The following is a 22,677-nucleotide window of genomic DNA, read 5'->3' as shown; positions in this document are numbered from 1 at the left end:
AAAAAGCGCCATGTCGGCGCTTTCCATTACCCGCTTATCTTTAAGTATGACCATAAGAATGTCGTTGATCCTTGGCTTGTTATTGTCACTATCCTGCCTGTAACAGTAAACGCTATAAGACCCCCTATCTTCAGTGGGGTTAGAACAGTTGATGAGCCGTCATATGTGGCAAGCTGAACTGACGAGAAGTTTGTACCACTTCCAGATGCCCACACAGAAATCAGATACGAACCCTGCGTATTAGGAAGCTCAAAAAGAGTTGTAGCCACGTTTGCGGCAACAGCCTGAGAACCCTTTGCTGTATAGACTGCTGGTGTGGCTAGTCCTGATTCGCTCCTTGTTTCAACATACCCACCACCTCCAACAAACCCAACCAGATTACAATCCTCATAAATGACGTTTCCTGTGCTTATTACGCTTATTGCTGGGGATCCACCTGTTGGTGATTTAAACCTACATGCCCTTGCTATGAGCTTGGCGGTCGAATCCGTTAATAGTATATTTGGGAAACCACCGTTTCCTTCATAGGTCACATTTTCACTATCAAGAAAAGAATCAAGGCAAGAATCCATATTTATAATACTACTTCCAGTTGCGTGAAAGTACGTTACAACACCACCACCACTAGGTACTGTTGTTTTTAAAGTATTACCATGCCCAACAGCCGATGTGATTGTTGCAAATGTATTATGGAACCTCATATATGATGCAGTAATTCCAGAGCTATTATTTATAACATTTGATTCCCCATCGTATCCGCTAATAGTAAGGCTCTTACATCCTTCAAAGTATAGGGCAGCAGAATTGAATGTCTGCTGTAACTGATCTACATTAATTGAATCTGCCGCAGAATTTATAATTGATGGTGACAGACAGTTAACAACATACCACGCTTGAACGGCATCAAGAACATAACACGAATCCCATATGATGGTGGTCCCATTTGCCTTATAGAAACCATGTGCGCACCTGTTTGTCCAAACCTGAGTATATTTAGAAAGAAAACACCCACTGTCATCATAAACACCCCACCAAGCCCCGTCGATGTTTACATTTTCAATTTGAATTACGCCTGGCGCGGTTTCTCCACCATCTATCAGGATGCCGATTTTGCCGTCATTACCTGTAGGTATTGTTGGGCGACCTCCATCATAAAATATGTAAATATGCTTTAGGTTCGCACTTTCAAATACTGCTGGATAATGGAAGCATGCGATATTACCAACCACGGAGATAAAAGAACCTGATCTGTTTATGATGTCGTTGCTTTCACCATAAACTGTTGCTGATTTCGTCATTTTAATTGTGGAGTTGACAAAATAAGTACCGCGAGGAATGAATACGTTTTTTCCTGTATTTATCGCAGATTGAATTCCTGCGTAATCAAGAGACTGAGTAAGCGCAGTAACGAACGGATACACCATCTGAGCTGCGGATAGCGTAGAGAATGTCTCGCTTAATGGGTGAAGAGTTCCGTCACCGGTAGCCCCAAAGTCCTTAGCGCTGATAAAGTCAGCATTCTTGTCATGCTGAGTGCGAACAACAGATCCGGTATAAGGCTGTTTCACGGCCACAAGCGCATCACCAAGACCATCAGCCCCACTAGCAAGCTGCTGCTTGAATTGGTCTGGATCGTATTTCAGCACATTAGGGTAGTAGAACTGCTGCGCATTGTACGCATCATACACAGCCATTGAGTGGCCCTGTACGGTTACGAACTTCGCAATCTGTCCGTTATAAACCGGATATCCTCCAGCATTTATTACGATTGGCTGAGCGACCTGAACGTGACTTCCATCTTCGTTTTCAAGATAAACCGGGATCTGATTTGCCGGGTTTACCGGATCAGTATCAATCTGTCCGATATATATTTTTCCATTAGCTACAGCCTTAAATGACCGCGGCATCGTGAACAACTGAGAGGGCATGGACACAACGATATTGGCTGTGATGTCTGACATTTAATGTGCTCCGGGCGCAGCAAAGCCGCACAAGCTAATACTTGCGCAGCGTTGCTTTAAGGTAGGTTATTGTTTGTTATTACTGAGTGGCTTTGGATGCCGGAATAGGTATTACTGCATTTGCTGATCGTTCATCCCGCTTAGCGAGGCGACAATCCCGGCTCTAGCTAGTCGCTGGAATTCATCATTGCCAATCGCATCTCTAATGGCCTTCACTGCGGCGGTGTTGGATAAAAATCTTCGCTCCGCTGCGGCTAGCGCCTCTTTGCTTGCTCCAGATCGCGCTGCTTTTGCCGCTTCCTGAATGGCCTTTTCTATGGCGTAACGCCCACTGCGAGATGCTGCCAGTTTTTCTATTGCTCCTTTCGCTACTGACCCGGCAACTGCCCCTATAACGCCGCCAGCAAATCCACCTCCAGTAGTACCAACAATGGCACCAGACGTTGAGTTACCGATAGCATTAAGAACGACCTGAGCAGCCTTTGGTAGCCCCTGCTCAAGAGCGTTAATCGCTGGTACAGATCTTCCGGTGTTCTCCACATAGCGGAGGGGCTTTGTTGCTGCCCTGGCTAGATCTCCATAAGCGCTGGCAATGCGCCCAATCTCCTTTGAGTGCTTACTAATGGCGGCAATATTTTGCGGGGTTAAAATTGATGCTATGTGTGAAATACCAGATGCTTCAGATTTTCCACCTCTAACTCCTTGAGATAGTGCATCCTGTAATATTGACGCTATTGCTGACGCTCGCTCTGATTCAGGTAATGCACCAATCATTTGATGAAACTTACCAGATCCAGTTTTTGCCGAGTTCTGGAGGGCTTTTACACCATTTGTCACCAGTGTATCAGTAGCAAGATCCTTACCTAATGCAGTCTCCGCTTGTTTTTGTGCAGCAAAACGCGCTTTGGAAAGGTCATTCGCAGCAGTCCATTGGTCGATGAAGCCACCATTTTGAGCCATGATTCGCATATCTTCAGTTGCTGCGTCTCTAAGCTCACCCATGCGCCTTGCCATGTTGGCCTCTCCAGACCTTATGTACTTTTGCTCAGCATCAGCAAGTTTCCCGCGCCACGCCTTCATCGCATCAAATGTGATCCCGCTCTTCCCCGTTTTGTTGTAAGCCGCGGCGAACTGCTTCATTTCTGGAGTCAGCGGCATGCCAGCATCAATATCACCCTGAATGGTGGCGTTGGTATTGGACATTCTGGCTTTTGTTTCTGGTGCGGTAGAGCGAACACTGTCCCATGCTGACTTTTCAGAGGCCTTCATGCTATCAATGCCTGAAAGAATCCTCTGTTTAATTGATCCGCTCTTTTCTGCTGCGCTACCAGCTTCCGCCCCCAGATCATCCAACGCGGAGTTAAACTTTGTTTGGATTTCGTTAAACGCCTGCGCATGTGCATCCTGCGTTATTCCTGGTTTTGATGCCAGAATACCTTCAGCCTGAGCCATCCCCCTGCTACCAGACCTCATGCCGGGTGTTAATGCATTAACATCAACACCAGCGATATCAGCGGCCTTTGCTACGTCATCAGTAACACTACCTGCCTGGCTAGCAATTACTTTTCTACCGGCTGATGTACCAGCAAGTTTTGAAACATCATCAGCTGAGTTTATTCCTGCCGTTCCTAATGTCTGCACAGAGCCAGGTGAAAGTAATCGACCAAGGCCAGATAGCACTCCTTGAGCACCTAGGTTTATAGCAGCGTTCTTGGCGGTATTTTCTGCAAAATCACCTTGCTGGTTGGCGGCCTCTGCTAATGAACCAACTGCCATATTTCCTGCATTGCTTACTGCATTGATCACTCCTGGCGCTTTCTCTGCTACTCCTGCGGCCTTTGCAGCCGTTCCGAATGGAACCAGATAACCACCGATAGTCTCACCAGCCTGAGCGTATGGGTCTGTAGGACGGTTTACAGGGCGATACACATCATCAAGAATCTTTGGACCGCCAAGACCCTGAGATGCAGCATTAATGAGGCTGGCACCACCTTGAAGCACATCAAAAGGAACATTGGCTATACCCCTTGCAGCTTGCTCAATTATTTGCCCAGCACCTTGACCTCCGGTAAGGAAATCTCCAGCCTTTTGCATTAATGACTGCTCAGGTTGCTGTTGAGATTGAACCTCTTGTGATTTGATCATCTGAGCAATTCTGGTAGCTCCTTCAGTATCTCCAGCCGCGTCAGCATTGCGTAGCGCGGTCATAAGCTGTTCGCGGCTATAGGCCATTATTTCCCTCCAAGATATTTGTTAATTAAATCGTCATCAGATATCTGCGCCTGAGACTGACTTGAAGACTGAGTCTGGATGTCTTTCCCATACTTCTGCTGCATGCGCTGTTGCGCTCTCTGTGTGGTACTGATAATGGTATTGATCGCGGCGCGTGCAGACTTTTCAGACTGACTAGCTGATAAGTTACCGATGGCATCCATTACCTTTTGGCCCTCGGCATTACTCAGAGCGCCCATCCCCTTCATCTGTTGAATTCCCGACATGAATCCTTGTGATTTCAAAGTATCAACAAGAGCCTCGGTATCAGCAGCATCGGTACCAGGAATGTGTCGACTTGATAACGGATTGAGGTTTGTGCCGAAATATCCAGTGAACCCTGGGCTGTTAAGGACCTTTGTAGCCGTATCAATGGTACGGCTTAGAGTGTCTATGCCTGCATTGTAAGCATCTGCTTTATCCCTTTTAGCCTGCTCAATAGCTTGCTGGTTTTGCTGCCTTTTATCCTGCAAATCAGCCAGTTTTATTGCGTTTGTTTCATTAGCAATTTGGCGATCGTACTTTTTATCATCCAATTCCATGCGCAGGAGATTGACGTTCTGCTGTGCGATGTTGTTGTTTGCCCATTGCACAGCTTCTCCGGCTTTATTACTGCGCACTTGCTCCTGCAATTTAGCAACATCATTTTGCCGTTGCGCGCGGTCATTCTGAACGCCGTAATAGTCCTTTGCACCCAGAGCGCTTAACCCAACGGCATCAACAATATTTGCAAGGCCATTAGGATCTTGCTGGAATTGCTGAGTAATATCATCAGCAGATGATCCCACAGAGCTAAGAACACCGGCATGTTTAACTGCGGCCAACTGCACCGCCTGAGGATTTCCGGTAGCCATAGCAACTCGCAAATCTCGAGCGGCATTACCAAGAGACATCTGATGTTGCTCATCCTGAAATCCTATACCAGCTTTGATGGCGTCCATCTGACCTGGGTATTTGGCAACAAGTGCCGACATCTTTTGCGGATCACCAAAAGATGCTTGCCAGTCAGACTTGAAAGCGTTCAGTGCTTCTTGCTGTGCTGCGGCCTGTTCATTAGCCATACGCGCTTGCTGAATCTCCTGCATGCCACCGTATGCCTTTAGCCCCTGCAAGAATCCACTGCCACCGCTGTAATCAATGGGGTTAACAATCGCCATATACCCTCCTTAAAACCAGCTTTTAACAATATTCCCAATACCGGTACCAAATTGCTGACCAGCGCTTGTACCTGAAAGGAAACCAAGCCCACTAGTTAGCGCATTACCATTAGCTAGGTAATTACCGGCTTTTGCCGCGCCGATCTGGGCCATATTGTCGCCGTAGCTATTCGCATAACTACCAGCTGCGGCATTGGATGCGCCAGCAGCTGATAGGCCAACGTTGGATAGCCCCATAAGTTGCTGATACATATTATTCTGCTGGTCAGTCATCATGTTCAGGTAGTTCTGCCCAAGCTGAGGCGCGATGGATGAGAGCATATTCCCGGTAGCCGTAGAACCAAGTCCGCCGGTTGCCTCTGCAGCGTTCAGTCCCTGATATCGAGCCTGATCTGATAACTGCTGATACTCAGGGCTGTTGAAATAATTTGTCAGTAGAGCATTCCTGTCGATCGGCTTACCCGCGATTCCCTGCAACCCAGCCAACCCGGTTTGACCTGCTGTAAGCCATGGAAGCAATCTTTCCTGCTGCTCTCGATAAATCTGTAGGTTTGTCGCATTGGATTGATTTGCGGCATTCTTTTGTGCGTCTGCCGCCTGATTTGCACCAGTGATAGAGCCGACGATATTGCCAATGCCTTTGGTGATGCCGCTCATTGCACGTACCTCTTCATTAAAATAAGTTCTCCGCGGCTATCGTCTATGTACTCAACGACACCACGCCATGATTCTGTGAACCCAAACTTTCTAGCCAGATTGCAGACCTGCTTATGCTCAATGCGGATCGGCGCGTGAATCTCCCGGTTACCGATTAGCGCCAGCACATCAGCAACGGCATCCCGGCATCGGTGACGTTCACCCGGATTCATAGCCATATGCAGATCAACGTGGTCACCAAAATCCATGCAGACAAAGATGCCGACACCGTTCCATAGCAGGTGGTCACCCTCAACCAGCGGAAACGATGGGACACCCCACAGGCGCATTAATCCCTGCCCGGTGAGAGCATCTATTTTTGTGAGCATTGTTACTGTTCCGCTATTATCTTGATGGTCGTGGCAGTGAATGCCGCGCCATTTGCCTGAATAGTGATAGTGCTGCCGTTTGTGGCAAGGAATCCGCCTTGATCGACGCTGAAGAACGTAGCAAGGAGAATGTTGTCTGTTGTCGTGGCGGCGTTACGGCTGGCTACCAGCGTGTCAGGAACCGCACCGGAGAAAGTAAGCTGCATTGACCGGTTTGTCGTGCCGCCCGGGTAACTGCCGATCATCGACAGCTTAAAGTTAAGCGTCTTGTTCTCGTTGAAAACTGTCAGCTTGTCTGTGGTTGTGTTGAAGAACGGTAGCAATGTTCCTGATGATGGAGTCAATGCCTTGAGCATCGTGATCAGGTTCGTCGGAGTCGTCGGGATTACCTGCGATATACCGGTGTAGACCACCTCTGACTTCTTACGTGTAGTTGCGTATTCCAGAGCATCAATGCGAGTCTCATGGTTTGCAAGTTCCGTTTCATTCGCCGTGATACGCGTTTCATGATTGGCAAGCGTCGTCTCAATATCGGCTACTTCATCGATAAGGAAATCGACATCATTTCGCAATACATCAATCTTACCTTCAGCCGTCGTCAGTCGCACATCGAGAAGCTGAATAGCGAGGGTGTTGGCGGTAATCCTTCCTTCGTGGTCGGCAAGAGTTACGTCCTGCTCATCATTCTTAACCTGAGCGTCATATGCACCCTGCCCGGCTTCGTTGGCCTTACCTGCAATAGCACCAACATCAGTACCCTGAGCGATGACATAAAGCAGGTATGACTGACTGAAAACATTGCGAGGAAGGATTGAAGCATCAAGACGAGTGGCCTGGATAATGACAGGTGTATTAAGTGATGGATCTGCCATTACTCAATCCTTATCTGACACCCAGATAGCGTTACTGGTGATTTTGTGATTACCCGCATCTTGAAACCAATAATTCGGCGTATGCGTCCAATTCGTTTCCAGATAACTCTCTTGTCGTAAACGAATGGCTCGTTCTGTTCAATCATCTGCTCTCGGCCATAGTTAATGCCGTCAGTAGTGGCAGACAGAAACAGGCGATCAGCGTATTGCGCGACACCAGTTGATGATTCAACCTCAAGATCGAACACACGAGCATTGTCAGCTTTGAAGAGCGGAGTAAACAGGAGGTGCTCCTGCTGTTTTTCGTACTGGCTGCTGATATCAAACTGCAATTGGCCTTTAATCGCTTCCAGCTTGTCACCACACGTGATTTGGTTTCCTTCGTACATGAAGTCGATAGCGCGGTATACATCATCGTAAAGACCAGTTTTCAGCACGCACCATTGCGGCCCGTTTTGGCTTGATGATACGTCGTATACCAGCACATGGCGTGGAAGATGGATAATCAGCAATTCATGGGAATCGAATCGCAAAGTCTCCATTACGCCAGTGGCCAACTCGCCAGCAGTGTATGAGCGAATAATCTTCTCAATGGTTGCTGTAGCTATTGGTGATGCCTGTCCAGATCCAATCAGGTAAACCGAAGGTGCGCCGGTTGCCGGGTGGCTGATAAAAGCATATGAGTCAGCGAATGGAGTTTTGCAGTATGTGCCGGCGATCCCCTTCTGCACCATTAAGGATGGCTGCGCCACATAAAGCGCTGCGCCAACCGTGGTCGTTCCTGTTAGCGAGAAATACTCAATGGTTGATGACCCAAAGCAGACGATAAAGTCTCGCCATGTTCCGATTCCGATGATGCCATCCGGCTGTGATTCAGCTCGATACTCAGCACTGTAACGGTCAGGATGCGATTCATCTTCAAGGTCGGTAATAAACCATGAATCTGAGTTATCCTTCGCCCAGGCATAGCGCCCTCGCAGCCGGGTTACATCACGCGCAGAACCGAGTTCGTACTGCGTATAGCCAGAGTCAACAGGCCAGTTGGCGATCGTCTTTGTGGTTCCGTCATATCGGTACTCAACAACATTGCCATTAACACAAACAGCCTGGGATGTGCGACCGTGGGCCAGCGACACGCGAGATGTACCTGCAACATCACCCACAGCCGAATCAGAACGATACAACTTGCCGCCCATGACGCGATATACGGCGTTCTGAGAGGTGTTGTACTCTGCACCGCGAGATGTACCAGCAACATCTGATAACTTCGTTACACCCGGGAAGGAGCGTAGATAACCAGATGAGTTGAGCACCTCTTTAGGCGTTGCCAGCATGTTCACCGGCAGATAGTCGATGTAGTCGGCGTTGCGGTAGTCTTTACCCGTTCCACGCATCAAAGGTAACTGCTGAATCGGCATCTGGACACCTCAAGTGGTTGGGTCATCACCCTCGATATAAAACCGATTCCAGGTGAACGTGTTTTTATTGCCTGCACCGCGTGGCATGTCGTTGCGACGCTCAAGCGATGGGACTTTGGTTAGAGCAATGCAGATGGTTTGATATGCGCCGTAAGCAGCAGTAAGGAGCGCATCAGAAGGTTGAATGACGTTATCCATGCAGACCTGCACCGCCAGTTTCAGCGAGACGCCGTCGTAGGCCCATGATGGGATGCCGGAGTCATCATCAGGCAGAGGCTGGACGTTATTGGCTGCATCAGCGAACAGGTAGCCAAGGTCGATGCCTTTCGCCTGCCACTGCGACATCATGTCTTCGAGGTCGTTTACGGCGTCTTCAATTGCCTGCGGATCTGCATCCGTCAGCGTGGCATTGGAGTAAAGCCCGGCTTTGCGCAGGGCCTTGAGTACCAGATCACCCTTTGTTTTCGCCATCATCTGCCGCCTTTGGTTTTGGCCCAGGCTTCTTCTTAGCTACTGGCTCTGGCTCTGGCTCTGGCTCTGGCTCTGGCTCTGGCTCTGGCAGGACAGTATCGTCTGGATGTTTCACCCAGCCTTTACCCAGATGCTCATCCACATCGTCTTCATCAACGATGATGTAATCCAGCGAGTGAGGGCCGCAGGTGATCATCGAGCCCAGTTTATAAAGCATGATTTGAGACATTGCTTTCTCCCAAAAAAGAAGGGGCCGAAGCCCCTTAGATTACTGGTTAGCCAGTACCAAGCCCGTGAATTCCGGGACAAGTACGCTTGCCCCAGCCAGAGTAGTGAAGCGCGTCCACGTCTTACCAGCCTTGGCGTCGAACTGGTACGCCATGATGATGGTCGCACCCTGCTCGGTAGTTGCAGTCATAACCTGCGGGCCCTGGCCGGTAGGGAATGCCAGCTTGCCGTACATCAACTCAACAGAACCCTCAGCGAAGAAGATGTTGGAAGCCGCAGCCTTCTTGTTGAGGATGGTGATCGCCGCGTTATTCGCCGGATTGGCGGTAACGTTCTGGTAAGGAATGGAAGGTGCATCAGCGTTGTTTGGTGGCAGAATTTTCGGGCTGATGGTAACGGTGGTGCCATTTACCGCCAGGACGCGGAATACCTGCGGCTGACCTGTATCCACCTTCTTGATCATGTGGACACTGTTAACGCCTGCGATAGTGAATGCATCACCGACAGCCAGTACGCCAGCAGTAGACACAGTGATGTCTCCCTGGCGGTTATCGGTAGGTGCACCGTTGGAATCCATCGCGGTAACTTTATGTGCTACTGCGCCGCCGAGAGTTACGGCGGTAGCTGAACCAGCCTTCATAGCGCCAGCATAATCAACGCGGAAACTGTCGAAGGATGCCACTGGTGGGATCTGAGCTTTCTCATAGGCCGACAATGTTGCGCCAACCGCATATGCACGAGAGCCAAGTTCCTTAGCCAGGTCTTTATAGTTGAACGGGTTGTAGAACGCCTTGCGCTGACCACCCTGAGGCACACCAATGGAGAGCATCATAGCGTCAATGCCTGCGGATGCATTCCAGAGGTCTTCACCGAGAGTGTTGCCGGTGGACGCTGAGCCAATGGTGACCATGTTGGTGGCGCGGGCGGCCACTTCATCGACGATCAGGTTATCAACCCACGCTGCCAGCTGACGACCTGCTGCCTTACCTGCCTGCTCCTTATGCCATGGATCGCGCATTTCTTTTGCGTCCAGCTCATAGATAACGTTCTCTGGCTCGCGGAAACGCGCAGGCACCTGGCGCTGAACGAGTGAGTTTGCAGTTGCCGCAGTCAGATCAAGGCCGCTTACGGTTTTCAGGTGGTAACCCTGAGGGCGATAAACAACGTCGCCAGCGCGTTGCATTTCAGTGTCACCCGGGCGGAACTTGCTGCACTCGCGGGACACTACGTTTGACGCTTCAAAACCATCAATGACGTTTTCAAAGAGGATTTCAAGGTCTTTGGTTAACTGGTTAGACATAGGTATTTAGCTCCGATGGATTATTTTTTAGCTTTGTTCTTCGCCGCTCGGTATGCGGTGTAATCACCGGTGGCGCGCGCTTTTTCGAGAAGTTTGTCGAGATTGTTAATTGCCGCGCCGTTGCTTCCCTTCACTTCCGGGGTGGTGGCGGCGGTTGTTTTTGCTTTTGGCATGATCCGGGCCTTTGCTTCGATTCGTTCGAGAAGACGGCCAATGGCTACGGGGTTGGTAGCCTCTGCCAGTTGTTTGCGGAGATCGGCGTTGCGACCAAGCGCCAGGACAACCATCTCCGGCTTTTCCGATTCGTGGAGAATGGCGTTCTGGATCATGAGCGGGATATCATCAAGTACAGCCTGCTCAGCTTCCTGATAGCCCTGCACCTTCAACGCTTTTACGCGCTGCTGGTAGTTAGCCACCTTCTGCTGATGTACTGCCTGCAGTTGTTCTTGCTGCTGCTCCTGGGCGCGTTTCTGTTCAAGGTATTTGCCGTTTTCCTCGGCCCACTTGGTCATACGTTCGTGATAAACGGCCTCGTCGTATTCGATATCGGCGTCATCAAGCTTTGGCATGCGCGGTGGTTGAGTAATAACTGGCTGCTGCGGTACTGATTGCTGAGACTGGCGGAGAAGCTCTTTCAGCTCTCGCTCTTTCTCTTTAATCGTGCCTCGCAGGTGCTTGACCAGTGCCGGATCTTTATCTTCTTCGCTGGGCGGCGAACTCAGCTCTTCGTCACCGTAGAAAAACGCCTGCTCTGCATCTTCTTCTGAGCCTTCAGGGTCATTGCCACCGTTGCTCTGGTCGCCTTCATCGCCTGGCTCATTGTCGGTATCCAGCTCAACATCATCAGGAATTTGCTCTGATGCGTTGTCCAGTTCGTTTTCTGGTGCGTTGTTATCTGCCATTTCGTACATAAATACCCCTGGTTACTCGATGCTTATGCCCATCGGAGGCAATAGGGTGCCCGGCCTCATAAAGACGGCCATGACGTGATAGGTTGAATTACTGCTGCTGTGGTGGTTGCTGCGGCGCGGCGCTCTGGAGGACGCTTGCCACATCCATACGCTGCGAATGACCCTGGGCCTGACCTTTCAAGACAAGTTCAGCATCAGCGCGGGCATTGTCTCCGCTCTGTTGCTGGAACTGGCCTAACAATTTCAGTGCCTCACGGATGTCTGACTTCTGCTGGCTGTCAGCCGATGCGAGGATCTTCACGACATTAGCCGCTGCGACCTGCGCGTCAGTCTGCGCCTGGAAGGCTTTAACCTGGATTGCTGCCTGCTCGTTCTGCGCTTTCTGCAGTTCTGCCTGACCCTGCATGAGAACGCCCTGAGCCTGCACCATTGCCGGGTCTGGCTGATTGGCCTGCTGCTGCTTAGCCTGCTCAACCATCTGCTGCTCTTCCGGTGTGCGCGGCTTGATTACCCCGGAGAGTAACAGTTGATTGCGGTTGTACTCTTTCAGGTCGTCGATACCCTCACCGTCCATGTTGTCGAGGATCATGGAGGAGACAAGGTCATGCTTCGGCGTGCCTGGTGGGATAAGCGCCAGCATATCCAGCAGGGATTTAACCGTCGCATCGCGGCGAGTAGAGAACGACTGGCCCACGTCTACCGTCACTTCGTACTTGCCTTGTGACAGGTCGTTAAGCGCTACCTCCTCGCCAGTCTGCCGGTCGATAACCGCGCAATTCATCAGCGCTACGTCATCGGTGCCATCCTCGTTAACGATGCGCATCGGCGTATCGCTTCCGTATACCTCACGGGCCATGGATAGCCAGACTACGCCAGCGCGGCGCATGGATTTCGCCATGTTGTCCATGTAGATATAGGACTGCGTATCCATGCGGTTAAAGATGCTGTCCACAGTGTCAGTGGCGACGTTGCTTGGCATGTTTTCGAGCTGCGATGCGCCAGTGATCTGCTGAATAGCGGTGCCGGTGTACTGCAGCAAGCCAGCCAGTGCGGGTGGCATTTGTGTGGGTGGAGTCCACCCGGCAACCTGCGCCTCCCGAACAACATTCCCATTTTTGTCTTTCATGCTGGTCATTGGTAACGCAGCAGGTCTCTTCTTGTTCCTTTGGCCCCAGAACTCCATGAGGGGGCCAGGAACAAAATCTACATCCACGATCGGGATGCCATCACCGCCAGCCTGCGTGGCATTATCAGCAATCATGGAGACCATAAGGTTCTCCAGTCGCTGAGCATCCATCGCTTTCGCTGCGTGACCCTCGATGCGCTCCTGGTTATCCACGAATGACCGGCGACCATAGACGGGGATCAGCGGGATGTGTTCGCCCGGAATGCGCTCGGGCTCTTTTAGCCATTCAGCACCAGACAGGAGCCCGCAGTAAACGCGACGGCGCTTAACCTCACGCTCGCCCAGCATCTCGAACTCACCGGCCGCCAGTTCATCCTCGATGTCTTTGATCTGCTCATCGTCGTAGATAGCCGTGGCACCGGTGACCGGATTGCGCCATGCACTGAGCTTGGCCTTCTCGATCCGCACTTCGTAGTAACGCCCGACATAGATGGCATCAGGAGTTGACCAGTCATACTGCGTGCCGGAATCATCTTTACTCAGGCTGGCGGCGATTGAATCAGGATATTCAGCCTCAAATGCTTTCGGGGTCATGGAGAACATCTCCATCGCCCACATCGCATCAGAGCGGTCGTACTGTTTGCTGTCCTGATCGAAGAATACACATGTCGCCGGGTCGTAAACTGGCAGCAGGCTAACGCGGCGCTGATCGTTGCTCGGGTCCATCTCGTCTTCGTAGTCAGCGCACATGCGCCAGCACCCGAATCCGCCGGTTACAGCATCATCGAATGCGTTATCACAGGCCTCTCCTCCGGATGTTTCCTGATAGTCGGCGCGGAACTTGCCATTCATCTTCTCGGCCAGCGCCTCAGATGCCTGACTGTCTTTCGGCCTGAACTTAACGCTGATGCGATTCTGTCGGTATTCACCAATGATGCGGTCACACTCACGGGCGATCTTGTTCAGCTCGAAGCGCGGGTAGTGCTCAAAGCGGCCCTCGTCGAATGAGTAGCCTGCGTTGGTACTGCCTTCCCACTGCGCCCCGGACACCCTGACGAATCGTTGCGCCTCGATGATCTGCTCACGCATATCCTGCGTCGCTGACCAGGCATTGTCGAAGTTGCATAGCGCCTTACGATGCCAGTCATCCATCTTTTTATCGTCTGCCATCATCCAACTCCGCAGGGTATGTTGTAGTTTGAGTAGTCGACCTCTTTAGGGTCTTTGATATCGCGCATCTGTATTGCATAGCGCCTCATCATGTAGCCATAACGCGCAGCCGACAGAACGTCGTCATTCAGCTTGACGATCTTCCCGTTCTCATCGCGGTGGTACAGGCGAAACTCTTCGAAGAATGGCTCGCAGGTATTGAAAACCTTGAAGCGCCCATCAAGCATCATGTCGCGAATCTCTGCTATTCCAGGCTCGACTGCATTTCCGCCATCGGGCCATGTCGCATGATCTGACAGCATGTCGAACCCAGCATCGGCATATTGCTCCTTGAGCTGTTCGCCCCCACCTTTTTCGTGTTGGTGCCCGTCGTGAGGCCATGCTGTAGGAGTGTTTTTGCTCCACGCTTTGACTGCGCTCCATGCCTCAGTAGCCGTCTTCTGCTTGGCCTTCCAGACGCGAGGCAGATAAATCACATCCTCGTCTTTATCCCACCACAACTGGATATGCGCCTGAGGGTGATCCCAGCCAAAGTCCATTGCGTTGATGACGTAGAAATGCTCCGGGCATTCGAACGGTTGGCACTTGATGGTCTCTTCCGGAATCTGGAAGATGCGACCACTACCCATCGTCGGAATACCACGGGCCCGAGCTTCACGCTCATGCTCAGGATACGAAGCGACGATCTGCTCTTTCTGTTCGTCGCTGTAGTGGTCAGCGTCGAAGATTGTCATGGTGACAACCTTCTGCGCCTTGCTCGGGTTCTTCAGGAATTTGGTAACGACGTCTGACATGCCCATCAGCGGGGTAAACGTCAGCATTGAGAACTGGCCGTATTTGTTGGTACGGGTCAGGCCTTCGCCGTAGATGCTGTATGGTGGCTCTTCATCGAACCAGACGCCGTGGATCGTGTCACCCTGCCAGCGTGCACGGCCCTGCGAGTACGGCTTGAAGTAGCAGATTGATATGCCGTCTTCTACACCGTCAGCATTGTGGTGCTTTACCAGCAAGTGGTCGACAAGGTTCGGGAAGAATGGAGACTTCTTCCAGCTGATGATGTCCTCTTTCGGGATTGACCCGTAGCCAGGCTCATCATTCTCTTCGATGCGACCGCACAGGATGCGCTGTGTCGTCTTCGTTACGGTTTCGTTGGTCTCGCCACCAACCCAGAACACGACAGGCTCATAGAAGCGTTTACCGCCCCACGATTCGCCATATGCACCATCATCGGGATAACCTTTAGTGCCGGGATAGCGGCCGGTGAGATGGAATGCCACCTCTGCGCCGCCAGTGTAGGACTTGCCCAGCTGGTTACCGGCCATGAAGCAACGCTCGGGGAACTCAGATCCAGCGTCGATAAACTCGCGCTGTTTGCCATATGGTGTGAACTCATACAGCAGGTGCGTTTCCCGGTACCGCTCCTCTTCCTCCAGAAGCTCAAGCAATTCGATCTGCTCGTCTTCTGTCAGGTCATCAAGAATCGCTTCGGCTTCCACGGTTGAGTAACTCCTGAATGCGAGAGCGGCGCTTATCGCGATCTCCCTTATCAGGTGTCACGTCTTCAACTTGCGACTGCTCTTTGAGGCCCAAATCACGGGCGATGATGTTGGCGTTCAGCAGGTCAGCAGCTGCGCCGGAGAATTTCTGGTCGTAGATGATTTCCTCTGCTCTCGTAGTGACCGTAAGAAAATCTTCACGGGCCTTGTACGTCGCCCATGTCTGCCTGGTGATATCGAGGAAAATAATCATTCCCCCGAGTGTCATTGCTCGCATCTTGGCGATCGGCTCTTGTGTAACCTCGCCCTGATATGAGAATGCTTTCATCTCCCACAGCGGATGGTCTTCCACCCACTGAAAGTATTCACAGCAAGCGGACCACAGCACCTCAGGCGATTCGAATTTCGGGTTGCGCCCGTGACTGCTGCGGGCCTCCCAGAATCGGTTACCCTTTGGTGCTGCCATGATTACTTCCCTTCTGTTTGCTTATCCCACTCATCGCGGTATTTTGATGGGTTGTCGAAACCTTGAGCTGCCATCACTTAGCTCCTTCCTGCTTGTCGGCTGTTGATTTTGTCTCTGCCGCGGATCCTGAGCAATTAACGCTACCCGCAACACCATATCCATAACCAGTCTTGAAGAAATTGTTGCCAGTAAATTGGTTAACAATCTTCCCGCAGCATGGGCAGCGTTGGCATTGGCAATAGGGGGATTGATTATTCCAGTGATACACTTTGTTTCTCCTGAATGAATGGCAGGAAGTGACTGAACATGCGATCAAGCATGTAGCAGTACGTTTCGTTGGCGTCTTCCGGCTTTGTTGTCACACCCACATCAGAGCAGACGTAAAAGCACACATGAGCGCATTCGTGAACGAGCGTGGCGAGCTGATTATCAAACACTCCGATCAGGTAGCATCGCTCACCCGTATCAGTGTTTTCATAGTTGCTTGCCAGGCCAAGGTTGAATGGCCTCTCGTCGCCGCTGCCGCCAAGGAACTTATCAGCATCCTGATATTGTTCTCTGGTCACGGCGAGGTAGACATTTGCACTCTGGAATAGCGGGATGGTGAACGCCGGGAGTTTGTGCCACTTGGCCTTTGCCATTACGGGCTCCGTCATTATCCGTTGCAGGGGTTATTTTTGATTTATCCGCTCAGGGGGATATCCATTATCAAGCGCCCGGGATAGGACGCTTTGGAATGGCTACAGCCCGGCGAGTTTGTCTTTCAGGGCATAGCCCATCAACGCCCACAACTCGCTCTCTGCGTTTTCGATAGCGATCTTCTCGCCAATCTCAGCGTTATCGTTGGCAGATGAGACGGAGCATGACGGTTTACCTGTAACCGCAAACCCGTTTTGTGTAGTGATGACCGCCCAGCGCAGAACTTGCCCAGTTACAGAAACGTGCTTCACGATGTCGGTATGCTTAATATTTGCCTTCAGATCGGCCAGAGTTACTCGCGGCGCGGTTAGACCTTTGGCCTGAATTTCATGTTCTATGGACACGAATACTGGCGCAGGAGCTGCTGTTGATACCATGGATTGCTACCTCAAAAGGTGCTCGCTATTGTGAGACACGGTTATTTCTGGCACTGCTCACGCACATACGCTTGCAGGCCGGTCAGTTGCTTTGTGACGGTGGCGATCCCGTCTCTGAGACGCCAATAATTGAGTTCAGCATCTGCTGTAAGTCGAGGGCTTGAGCCATCAACCAGGCCGGAGGATCCGGTGGTTTCGTCTTTGGAGCAGGTGGCGGCGATTTGCAGCCGACGCTTACCAGCGACAACATCAGCACGAAGCCTGTTATTCTCAGCATTCGCATCTGCCAGTTCCTTCGTGTATTTGGCATCCAGTGCAGCGACATCGCGCTGCCGGGTCTGCATGTCTTTGATGGTGGCGTTAGCCAGGCTGAGTTTCTCAGTGGCTTTGTCGCGCTGGTCTTTGTAGGTGATGGCGTTGTCGCGGTAGTGATTAACAGCCCAGCCAAGAGACACGATGATGCAGACGACAACAGCAATGATGATTGCGGTTAACCGTCTCATTTCTGACTCCAGGTACAAACCTCATACTCAACGTCGCGCCGGTTCATCAGGCCTTTCCACTTCTTGCCACCTGCATATACCCAGCGCTTTAGCTCAGAGCATGCTCCGGCGTAATCTTTCGCGTTTAGTTTCTTCAGCAGAGTGGAGTTGATGGTTGCGGTAGCGCCGACGTTGTAAGCAAAGCTGTAAATTGCTGCTCGCTGCGTTTCAGTGGTCTGCACTTTGATGTGCGGATCAACCTGAGCGGCAATGCGTGTTAAATCTTTCCGGGTTAGTGCATCGCATTCTTTATCGGTATATCGCTTGCCGGTGATGATGTCGGATCCGGTATGTCCATCACAGACAGTCAGCACTCCAACAACATCTCGATAGGCAACATACTCACGACCTTCAAGTCCATCCTTTCCGGATAGCATCACGGTGGCAATTGCGATCGCCCCGCCACCGATACTGGCAGCGATTTTATTTCTGAGCGCCGGTGACATTCCCATTCAATCTGTCCTCGCGCTCTTTGCGCTTGTAGTACCAGTTGATTCCGAATGTGCCGACAGTACAAAGAATACCCACGATTAGAGCCCAGTCATTTAGGGAGAGAACTCCGCCCATTGCAGTAAGTCCTCCAAACCAGTAACTGAACCATTCTCTGATTTTGTCCATACGGTACATGCTCTACCCCCAAGAGGATGGGGATCTGTTCAAATTAGGAATAGGGATGATGGTCGATTGAACAAATCCAGGATACATTTATCAGTAACGTGGCTTGTTCGTGGCTAAAGGCATGGCAAGTCAGGCAGGAGGCTGTTAGCGCAGTCTCTTGCCGCGCAGTCTCTTGCCGCCCATTTTCACGAAGCCCAGCCATGTGCTGGGTTTTCTTTTTTGAAGCGCACTAATCACCGTAGCCACAGATATTCAGCAATGAGTTGGTTGGGTCTGGTTCTTGGTGGTAATGCGCTTTAAAAAAGCCCACGGCGAAGTGGGCAAGATGATGGTAGTGCGTTGAGCTTTCGCTCTTATGGTCCTGGTAGGTATTTGGCGGGACAGGAAGGATTCGAACCTTCGACCAATCGGTTAACAGCCGATCGCACAACCTCTGTGCTTCTGACCCGGAAATAAAAAGCCCCGAGCTATTAACTCAGGGCTGTTTTTTGATTGTTAGCTGGTAACCAGCCAGAACGCAATATGTCTTCACGATTCATACTGCGCCACTTCTAACAAACACAAACCTCTCAGCTTGCGATGGTTGGAGTACCAGACGATGCGTCGAAGATACCAACTAGGCGGTTCAGTGGTGAGCGCCGCCTCGCTTATCTCACCACCTCGCTCTTTCGCCGTTGACGTCCGAGCATACATGGAAATATACACTTCCATTTCCCGAAATCAAGATATTTACAAAATATTTCTACTTATGCTGCAATTTCTGGAATCTCCTTCTCTAATTCGCGCTTCATTGCGTAAAACATTTCCGCATCGAGGACGTTCTCGCACCACACAACGCGCTTACGGCAATATTGAATATCAGCACCAGTGTGGTATTGAATTCGTCGAGCGATGTCTTGCGTGTTGTTGCAATCACAATATCGTCTAATAGCTACATCACGAACTGGGCTTTCCCGGTGGAGCGTTTTAATCATCACGCGTTCAACGAAAGCGGCATCATCTGATTCTTTGGCGAGAGCGATGATATTGCTGAACGATGATTGAGGGATAACCAGTTCTCTGGCTTTCTGATAGAGAACATCACCACGCAGGCCATCCTCTTCATAAAGCCGCATAACAACTCTTTCTATCTGGTTGGCTTTATCCTCACTCCAGTGACTGCGAATCATCAGGCGACCGATAACGTTGATAGCACCTGCAGGAGAATCATCACCACGATTAACGCGCCCCCAGACTGACAGCATGTAATGCACCCATGCCTGCTGTTTTTTGGTGATGGTCTTTTTTGGATGGCGCCACACGCGCCGGAAATGAGCGTCATCAACAAAGTTTACCATTGAGAATATCGGCGTTATCTTCATGCTTCTGCTCCTGATGTTTTATAGCGACTGATGTAATTGCGTAATATCCGGTAGTCAGTGGCAAATGAGCCCGGTCCACGATAGATGCGTAACTGTGTCCAGCGAAGTCGAAGGTGATCAGCAAAGTAGGATTCGAATGTCATGCGCCCTCCAGTTTCTTTTCCATCTCACGGCATTTGCGCCGGTACTCATCGCGGATCCGGATGAAGTCTTCGCGCCGGTATCGGGTCATTTCATGCGGGCCATTCAGCCAGTCGACCAGCTCCTGCCCAAATCGCTCAACCAGAGTTGCTTCATATTGCTGGGCTACCGTTGCGGACTTAGCTCCGTGTTTTGCGGATCCGGCGTTACATGATTTGCATTGCCGATAAGCATTTCGCTCTTCAAACCGCAGTTCAGGAAAACCGCCAACCGTCTTAAAGTGCCCACAATCCCACTGTCCGCCGTGCAGGTCTGGGGGATTTGTTTCTCCGCAACTGATGCATGGCTGGTCACGGTCACGAAGGCGAATGAACTTGTTGAATGCTTGCTGGGCTTGGGCTTTGAAGTAACTATCTGGCTTGAGGGCTAACTTGCGGATTTTTAGGGATCGTCTTTCTTGCTGGGCTTCTTTCTTTCTCTGCTGCTCCTTCTTAACTTTTTCCTTTTCTCTAAGCATTATTCCATATTCTGCTCCATGCTCCGGGCAACACCACCATTCATTTGGGAATCGATGGTAAAACCACTCACGGCATATTTTGCACCGTCGCCTCGGTTTCTTAGCCATTTTCTTCTCCCTGAACCTGTACCAGCGTTAGGTTTCCGCAGAAAACTGCGCCAGTGTCGATGTACATCTGGTTGGCGTATTTCAGTGGCTGACGTGCAGGCGTGTGACCAAAGATGAAAAGGTCTGCACCGATGATTTCGTGATGATATCCGTCCTGCGCATTGGCTATTCGTTCTCTGTTCCAGATGACCATTTCCTCTGGCACTGGCTTGTCGAACTCATATTCATTGCGCGGGTAGTCAGCGTGGCAGATGACCACTTTACGGTCGCCGGTCACCAGTTCGATGATTAGCGGCAACTCTGCTGCTTTATGGACAAGCGCCTTAGCCAATACCTCTTTTTCGTAGTCGAGATAAAAGAACCATCCACCACCATTTACCAGCCAGTGATTGACGTTTCCATGCTCTGACAGGCCATCGATCATCATCTGTTCATGATTACCGCGAACCGCCCGGAACCACGGCATCATGATTAACTCCAGGCATTCTACGTTTTCAGATCCGCGGTCGATTAGGTCACCAACGGAGATAAGCAGGTCTTTCGCCGGGTCGAATTTCATTTCATCAAGCCGGTTCATCAGATTGGTGTAGCAACCATGCAGATCGCCGACTACCCATATGTTTTGCCAGTTTGAACCGTCTATTTTTTCATAAACATTCACGCAGTTCTCCTCCTCACCTTAACGCGTAACCAACGTTTGGCTATAAGTGGATAGGTCGGGTCGTAGCTTTTTACTTCGGATGCCGAGGGGATCGGCTTGGGTTTGTTTCGACTTCGTTTGGTGGGAGTGAATATCAGATTATCCAGTGCAATTTGAGTTGTGCTTTTTAGCCTCACTCGTTCTGCCTCCGCTGTAATTCCCGGTACTCGCACTCAGACGGAATGGTTAGTCGCAATCCCTTCTGATGCGCCCACTGGTCGATATCTGTGAGGTATTTGTGCATCTCACCGATATCGAGTCTCCGGGTTGATTTAACGTATCTGGTCATTCCTGAGATAGTTACCGGCTTGGCTGGGCAATACATATCCTTGAGCCATTCGTGGACTTCCTCGTCAGTGAATTTGTCAGCACCGGTAGCGGTTAACTGCTCCGCTACTTCGGTGTTCCATTTCCACAAAAGGTTGTTCTGCGAAAGGCTTCGCTTTTCACGGTACTCAGATATTTTTATGCGCCAGCGTTTGCCGGTAGAGAGGATTTCTTTGAGGAGTAACCAGAGTTGAGTTTTATTCGTTTCGTGCAGGATGAACTCTTGCACTTGTTACCTCCTGCGCTGCTTTGCGTTCTGCTGCGGATTTAGCCATTGCTCACCGCCGAAGTAATCGTATTGAACGGACAGGCAACGCCGATTGGGTGGCGACCGTTACAGATAAAGCAACGGATAGTGTTTAGCGGTTCATAAGTGCTTGTAACCTGCTCACGCTCTTCCTGCTCGCTTAGTGCATCACGGAAGGCCACTGCAACAACCTTGCCGCCGAACGCCTCCATGTGAGCATGTACAGGAGGTTCTTTGCCGTCTTCAAACTCAATGACGAAAGTTAGCTTAGACATTCTTCACCTCCCGCTTCGGTGCTGCTGGCAGAGCAGGCATGGGCATCCAGTGCGATACGGTTTCAATCGCCCGGCATCTTGAGCAATCGCTGTCCCACAGGAATGCGTCTTCCTGGTTGTCATACCAAACTCCCTCGTCAACGCCATAATCTGGATGAAATATGTAGATAGGTTCATGCGCTTCAGGCATCCGCTCGCTTACTGCAATCCATGTATCCGGAGTTACCGGAGAGTTGCCAGCCTGAAGCATGGCGGCGCGGCAGGTGTCTTCGTTATCGCCAAATATAGCTGCTTCCAGCACATCGATAGCCTGCGAAGGCGAATGAGCGTATTTATCAAATGACGGCCCTTTGATGCGCTGAGCAAGTTTGAATAATCGCTTTTCCTGTGAGTGATACAACTCGCTCAGGTGACGATATTCATCTGGCACTACCGGCGCTGGCGGTGTGGCGTAAAGCTTATCTCCAGCCTTTAAAGTTGAAGGATGGATTATTTTGACAAATAAACAGCCTAAATCTTCACGTATTTCAGCTGCCGGATCCGCACCAAACGATGCAATAGCCCCATCAATCACCTTCACAGCATCAGCCATTGCGTAGCCGAGATTACCGCCGTCACTTTGTGCTGCTGCTTTGCTGAGTATTTCGCTTATCTGGTGCAGGCGATCGAGTGATACAGGACCGTGCGCCGGGTGGTTAGTTGTCATGGGTTAGTCCTTACCGATAACCGCGTTAATTTGATTGAGAACGATATCTGTCATCAGGCCTTTCCCGTTTACGCCGACATGAGCCAGAATTTCACTGCGAGCGGCTTTGAGCGTTCCGACGCTCACCATGACCATTCTCTGATTCTCTTTGTTTGCAGCTTTTAAGCGTTCTAAAGGTGTCATGGGT

The 22,677-nt window shown here is 50.8% G+C and carries 28 protein-coding genes and 1 tRNA gene; all 29 read right to left on the bottom strand.

Features of this window, described 5'->3' with window-relative positions; genetic code table 11:
- Positions 1-26: 26 nt before the first annotated feature.
- Positions 27-1,961 carry a phage head-binding domain-containing protein gene (locus OGX67_RS23300; RefSeq protein WP_286527533.1) on the bottom strand — a complete coding sequence of 645 codons (1,935 nt, stop codon included), beginning with the start codon at positions 1,959-1,961 and terminating at the stop codon, positions 27-29.
- Between the two features lie 111 nt (positions 1,962-2,072).
- Positions 2,073-4,193: a P22-gp16 family phage DNA ejection protein gene (locus tag OGX67_RS23295; protein ID WP_286527530.1), complete on the bottom strand. Its 2,121-nt coding sequence runs from the start codon at positions 4,191-4,193 to the stop codon at positions 2,073-2,075.
- Positions 4,193-5,389, bottom strand: a complete 1,197-nt coding sequence (locus tag OGX67_RS23290) for a phage DNA ejection protein (protein WP_286527527.1) — start codon at positions 5,387-5,389, stop codon at positions 4,193-4,195. The genes OGX67_RS23295 and OGX67_RS23290 overlap by 1 nt, the downstream gene beginning before the upstream one ends.
- A 9-nt stretch (positions 5,390-5,398) precedes the next feature.
- Positions 5,399-6,046 (bottom strand): P22-gp17 family phage DNA ejection protein, encoded by a 648-nt coding sequence (locus OGX67_RS23285; protein ID WP_286527525.1) that lies wholly within the window; start codon positions 6,044-6,046, stop codon positions 5,399-5,401.
- A complete protein-coding gene (locus tag OGX67_RS23280; protein WP_286527522.1) occupies positions 6,043-6,414 on the bottom strand; it encodes a hypothetical protein in 372 nt (123 codons plus the stop codon). Before OGX67_RS23280 ends, OGX67_RS23285 begins: the two co-directional genes overlap by 4 nt.
- Before the next feature lie 2 nt (positions 6,415-6,416).
- Positions 6,417-7,286, bottom strand: coding sequence for a tail needle knob protein (locus OGX67_RS23275; RefSeq protein WP_286527517.1), 870 nt, complete (start codon positions 7,284-7,286; stop codon positions 6,417-6,419).
- Entirely contained in the window at positions 7,286-8,704 is a 1,419-nt protein-coding gene (locus OGX67_RS23270; protein ID WP_286527515.1) for a packaged DNA stabilization protein, read from the bottom strand. The genes OGX67_RS23275 and OGX67_RS23270 overlap by 1 nt, the downstream gene beginning before the upstream one ends.
- 9 nt (positions 8,705-8,713) lie before the next feature.
- Positions 8,714-9,175 carry a packaged DNA stabilization gp4 family protein gene (locus OGX67_RS23265; protein WP_343362046.1) on the bottom strand — a complete coding sequence of 154 codons (462 nt, stop codon included), beginning with the start codon at positions 9,173-9,175 and terminating at the stop codon, positions 8,714-8,716.
- A complete protein-coding gene (locus OGX67_RS23260; RefSeq protein WP_286527509.1) occupies positions 9,156-9,404 on the bottom strand; it encodes a hypothetical protein in 249 nt (82 codons plus the stop codon). The genes OGX67_RS23265 and OGX67_RS23260 overlap by 20 nt, the downstream gene beginning before the upstream one ends.
- 39 nt (positions 9,405-9,443) lie before the next feature.
- Positions 9,444-10,703, bottom strand: coding sequence for a P22 phage major capsid protein family protein (locus tag OGX67_RS23255; RefSeq protein ID WP_286527508.1), 1,260 nt, complete (start codon positions 10,701-10,703; stop codon positions 9,444-9,446).
- A gap of 20 nt (positions 10,704-10,723) precedes the next feature.
- On the bottom strand, positions 10,724-11,614 hold the full coding sequence (locus OGX67_RS23250; protein WP_286527472.1) for a scaffolding protein: 891 nt from the start codon (positions 11,612-11,614) through the stop codon (positions 10,724-10,726).
- A gap of 88 nt (positions 11,615-11,702) precedes the next feature.
- Entirely contained in the window at positions 11,703-13,910 is a 2,208-nt protein-coding gene (locus OGX67_RS23245; protein ID WP_286527598.1) for a portal protein, read from the bottom strand.
- On the bottom strand, positions 13,910-15,406 hold the full coding sequence (locus OGX67_RS23240; RefSeq protein WP_286527469.1) for a terminase large subunit domain-containing protein: 1,497 nt from the start codon (positions 15,404-15,406) through the stop codon (positions 13,910-13,912). Before OGX67_RS23240 ends, OGX67_RS23245 begins: the two co-directional genes overlap by 1 nt.
- Entirely contained in the window at positions 15,384-15,872 is a 489-nt protein-coding gene (locus tag OGX67_RS23235; RefSeq protein WP_286527466.1) for a DNA-packaging protein, read from the bottom strand. The genes OGX67_RS23240 and OGX67_RS23235 overlap by 23 nt, the downstream gene beginning before the upstream one ends.
- A gap of 251 nt (positions 15,873-16,123) precedes the next feature.
- The gene (locus OGX67_RS23230; protein WP_286527463.1) at positions 16,124-16,513 is read right to left on the bottom strand and encodes a hypothetical protein; all 390 of its coding nucleotides are present in this window, start codon (positions 16,511-16,513) and stop codon (positions 16,124-16,126) included.
- Positions 16,514-16,612: 99 nt separating this feature from the next.
- Positions 16,613-16,948, bottom strand: coding sequence for a Gp49 family protein (locus OGX67_RS23225; RefSeq protein ID WP_286527461.1), 336 nt, complete (start codon positions 16,946-16,948; stop codon positions 16,613-16,615).
- Between the two features lie 41 nt (positions 16,949-16,989).
- Positions 16,990-17,451 carry a lysis protein gene (locus OGX67_RS23220; RefSeq protein ID WP_286527455.1) on the bottom strand — a complete coding sequence of 154 codons (462 nt, stop codon included), beginning with the start codon at positions 17,449-17,451 and terminating at the stop codon, positions 16,990-16,992.
- Positions 17,448-17,942, bottom strand: coding sequence for a lysozyme (locus OGX67_RS23215; RefSeq protein ID WP_410028852.1), 495 nt, complete (start codon positions 17,940-17,942; stop codon positions 17,448-17,450). The genes OGX67_RS23220 and OGX67_RS23215 overlap by 4 nt, the downstream gene beginning before the upstream one ends.
- Positions 17,914-18,108: an HP1 family phage holin gene (locus OGX67_RS23210; protein ID WP_457809861.1), complete on the bottom strand. Its 195-nt coding sequence runs from the start codon at positions 18,106-18,108 to the stop codon at positions 17,914-17,916. Before OGX67_RS23210 ends, OGX67_RS23215 begins: the two co-directional genes overlap by 29 nt.
- A 373-nt stretch (positions 18,109-18,481) precedes the next feature.
- Positions 18,482-18,556: transfer RNA gene (locus tag OGX67_RS23205), tRNA-Asn, on the bottom strand.
- Positions 18,557-18,854: 298 nt separating this feature from the next.
- Positions 18,855-19,469 carry a hypothetical protein gene (locus OGX67_RS23200; protein WP_149691275.1) on the bottom strand — a complete coding sequence of 205 codons (615 nt, stop codon included), beginning with the start codon at positions 19,467-19,469 and terminating at the stop codon, positions 18,855-18,857.
- The gene (locus OGX67_RS23195) at positions 19,466-19,612 is read right to left on the bottom strand and encodes a YlcG family protein (RefSeq protein WP_286527447.1); all 147 of its coding nucleotides are present in this window, start codon (positions 19,610-19,612) and stop codon (positions 19,466-19,468) included. The genes OGX67_RS23200 and OGX67_RS23195 overlap by 4 nt, the downstream gene beginning before the upstream one ends.
- Positions 19,609-20,235 carry a recombination protein NinG gene (locus OGX67_RS23190; protein ID WP_286527445.1) on the bottom strand — a complete coding sequence of 209 codons (627 nt, stop codon included), beginning with the start codon at positions 20,233-20,235 and terminating at the stop codon, positions 19,609-19,611. Before OGX67_RS23190 ends, OGX67_RS23195 begins: the two co-directional genes overlap by 4 nt.
- Positions 20,228-20,896, bottom strand: coding sequence for a metallophosphoesterase (locus OGX67_RS23185; protein WP_286527442.1), 669 nt, complete (start codon positions 20,894-20,896; stop codon positions 20,228-20,230). Before OGX67_RS23185 ends, OGX67_RS23190 begins: the two co-directional genes overlap by 8 nt.
- A complete protein-coding gene (locus OGX67_RS23180) occupies positions 20,893-21,072 on the bottom strand; it encodes a NinE family protein (protein WP_286527440.1) in 180 nt (59 codons plus the stop codon). Before OGX67_RS23180 ends, OGX67_RS23185 begins: the two co-directional genes overlap by 4 nt.
- On the bottom strand, positions 21,069-21,491 hold the full coding sequence (locus OGX67_RS23175; RefSeq protein ID WP_286527437.1) for a NinB/YbcN family protein: 423 nt from the start codon (positions 21,489-21,491) through the stop codon (positions 21,069-21,071). Before OGX67_RS23175 ends, OGX67_RS23180 begins: the two co-directional genes overlap by 4 nt.
- Before the next feature lie 38 nt (positions 21,492-21,529).
- Positions 21,530-21,784 (bottom strand): hypothetical protein, encoded by a 255-nt coding sequence (locus OGX67_RS23170; protein ID WP_134884919.1) that lies wholly within the window; start codon positions 21,782-21,784, stop codon positions 21,530-21,532.
- Positions 21,777-22,490, bottom strand: a complete 714-nt coding sequence (locus OGX67_RS23165) for a DUF551 domain-containing protein (protein ID WP_286527432.1) — start codon at positions 22,488-22,490, stop codon at positions 21,777-21,779. Before OGX67_RS23165 ends, OGX67_RS23170 begins: the two co-directional genes overlap by 8 nt.
- Positions 22,491-22,493: 3 nt before the next feature.
- Complete coding sequence (locus tag OGX67_RS23160; protein WP_286527429.1) at positions 22,494-22,673, bottom strand: hypothetical protein; 180 nt, start codon at positions 22,671-22,673, stop codon at positions 22,494-22,496.
- Positions 22,674-22,677 lie beyond the last annotated feature (4 nt).

The sequence above is a fragment of the Citrobacter sp. Cf118 genome, assembly GCF_030334095.1.
In the GTDB taxonomy this organism is placed as follows: Bacteria; Pseudomonadota; Gammaproteobacteria; order Enterobacterales; family Enterobacteriaceae; genus Citrobacter; species Citrobacter freundii.
The sequence above is the reverse complement of the archived record's forward strand: the minus strand, read 5'-3'. Positions and strand labels throughout refer to the sequence as shown.

Bases quoted from the DNA above. Each gene is read 5' to 3' on its own strand.
- OGX67_RS23300 (WP_286527533.1), bottom strand. From the start codon at position 1,961: ATGTCAGACATCACAGCCAATATCGTTGTGTCCATGCCCTCTCAGTTG.
- OGX67_RS23295 (WP_286527530.1), bottom strand. From the start codon at position 4,193: ATGGCCTATAGCCGCGAACAGCTTATGACCGCGCTACGCAATGCTGAC.
- OGX67_RS23290 (WP_286527527.1), bottom strand. From the start codon at position 5,389: ATGGCGATTGTTAACCCCATTGATTACAGCGGTGGCAGTGGATTCTTG.
- OGX67_RS23285 (WP_286527525.1), bottom strand. From the start codon at position 6,046: ATGAGCGGCATCACCAAAGGCATTGGCAATATCGTCGGCTCTATCACT.
- OGX67_RS23280 (WP_286527522.1), bottom strand. From the start codon at position 6,414: ATGCTCACAAAAATAGATGCTCTCACCGGGCAGGGATTAATGCGCCTG.
- OGX67_RS23275 (WP_286527517.1), bottom strand. From the start codon at position 7,286: ATGGCAGATCCATCACTTAATACACCTGTCATTATCCAGGCCACTCGT.
- OGX67_RS23270 (WP_286527515.1), bottom strand. From the start codon at position 8,704: ATGCCGATTCAGCAGTTACCTTTGATGCGTGGAACGGGTAAAGACTAC.
- OGX67_RS23265 (WP_343362046.1), bottom strand. From the start codon at position 9,175: ATGGCGAAAACAAAGGGTGATCTGGTACTCAAGGCCCTGCGCAAAGCC.
- OGX67_RS23260 (WP_286527509.1), bottom strand. From the start codon at position 9,404: ATGTCTCAAATCATGCTTTATAAACTGGGCTCGATGATCACCTGCGGC.
- OGX67_RS23255 (WP_286527508.1), bottom strand. From the start codon at position 10,703: ATGTCTAACCAGTTAACCAAAGACCTTGAAATCCTCTTTGAAAACGTC.
- OGX67_RS23250 (WP_286527472.1), bottom strand. From the start codon at position 11,614: ATGTACGAAATGGCAGATAACAACGCACCAGAAAACGAACTGGACAAC.
- OGX67_RS23245 (WP_286527598.1), bottom strand. From the start codon at position 13,910: ATGGCAGACGATAAAAAGATGGATGACTGGCATCGTAAGGCGCTATGC.
- OGX67_RS23235 (WP_286527466.1), bottom strand. From the start codon at position 15,872: ATGGCAGCACCAAAGGGTAACCGATTCTGGGAGGCCCGCAGCAGTCAC.
- OGX67_RS23230 (WP_286527463.1), bottom strand. From the start codon at position 16,513: ATGGCAAAGGCCAAGTGGCACAAACTCCCGGCGTTCACCATCCCGCTA.
- OGX67_RS23225 (WP_286527461.1), bottom strand. From the start codon at position 16,948: ATGGTATCAACAGCAGCTCCTGCGCCAGTATTCGTGTCCATAGAACAT.
- OGX67_RS23220 (WP_286527455.1), bottom strand. From the start codon at position 17,451: ATGAGACGGTTAACCGCAATCATCATTGCTGTTGTCGTCTGCATCATC.
- OGX67_RS23215 (WP_410028852.1), bottom strand. From the start codon at position 17,942: ATGGGAATGTCACCGGCGCTCAGAAATAAAATCGCTGCCAGTATCGGT.
- OGX67_RS23210 (WP_457809861.1), bottom strand. From the start codon at position 18,108: ATGGACAAAATCAGAGAATGGTTCAGTTACTGGTTTGGAGGACTTACT.
- OGX67_RS23200 (WP_149691275.1), bottom strand. From the start codon at position 19,469: ATGAAGATAACGCCGATATTCTCAATGGTAAACTTTGTTGATGACGCT.
- OGX67_RS23195 (WP_286527447.1), bottom strand. From the start codon at position 19,612: ATGACATTCGAATCCTACTTTGCTGATCACCTTCGACTTCGCTGGACA.
- OGX67_RS23190 (WP_286527445.1), bottom strand. From the start codon at position 20,235: ATGGCTAAGAAACCGAGGCGACGGTGCAAAATATGCCGTGAGTGGTTT.
- OGX67_RS23170 (WP_134884919.1), bottom strand. From the start codon at position 21,784: ATGTCTAAGCTAACTTTCGTCATTGAGTTTGAAGACGGCAAAGAACCT.
- OGX67_RS23165 (WP_286527432.1), bottom strand. From the start codon at position 22,490: ATGACAACTAACCACCCGGCGCACGGTCCTGTATCACTCGATCGCCTG.
- OGX67_RS23160 (WP_286527429.1), bottom strand. From the start codon at position 22,673: ATGACACCTTTAGAACGCTTAAAAGCTGCAAACAAAGAGAATCAGAGA.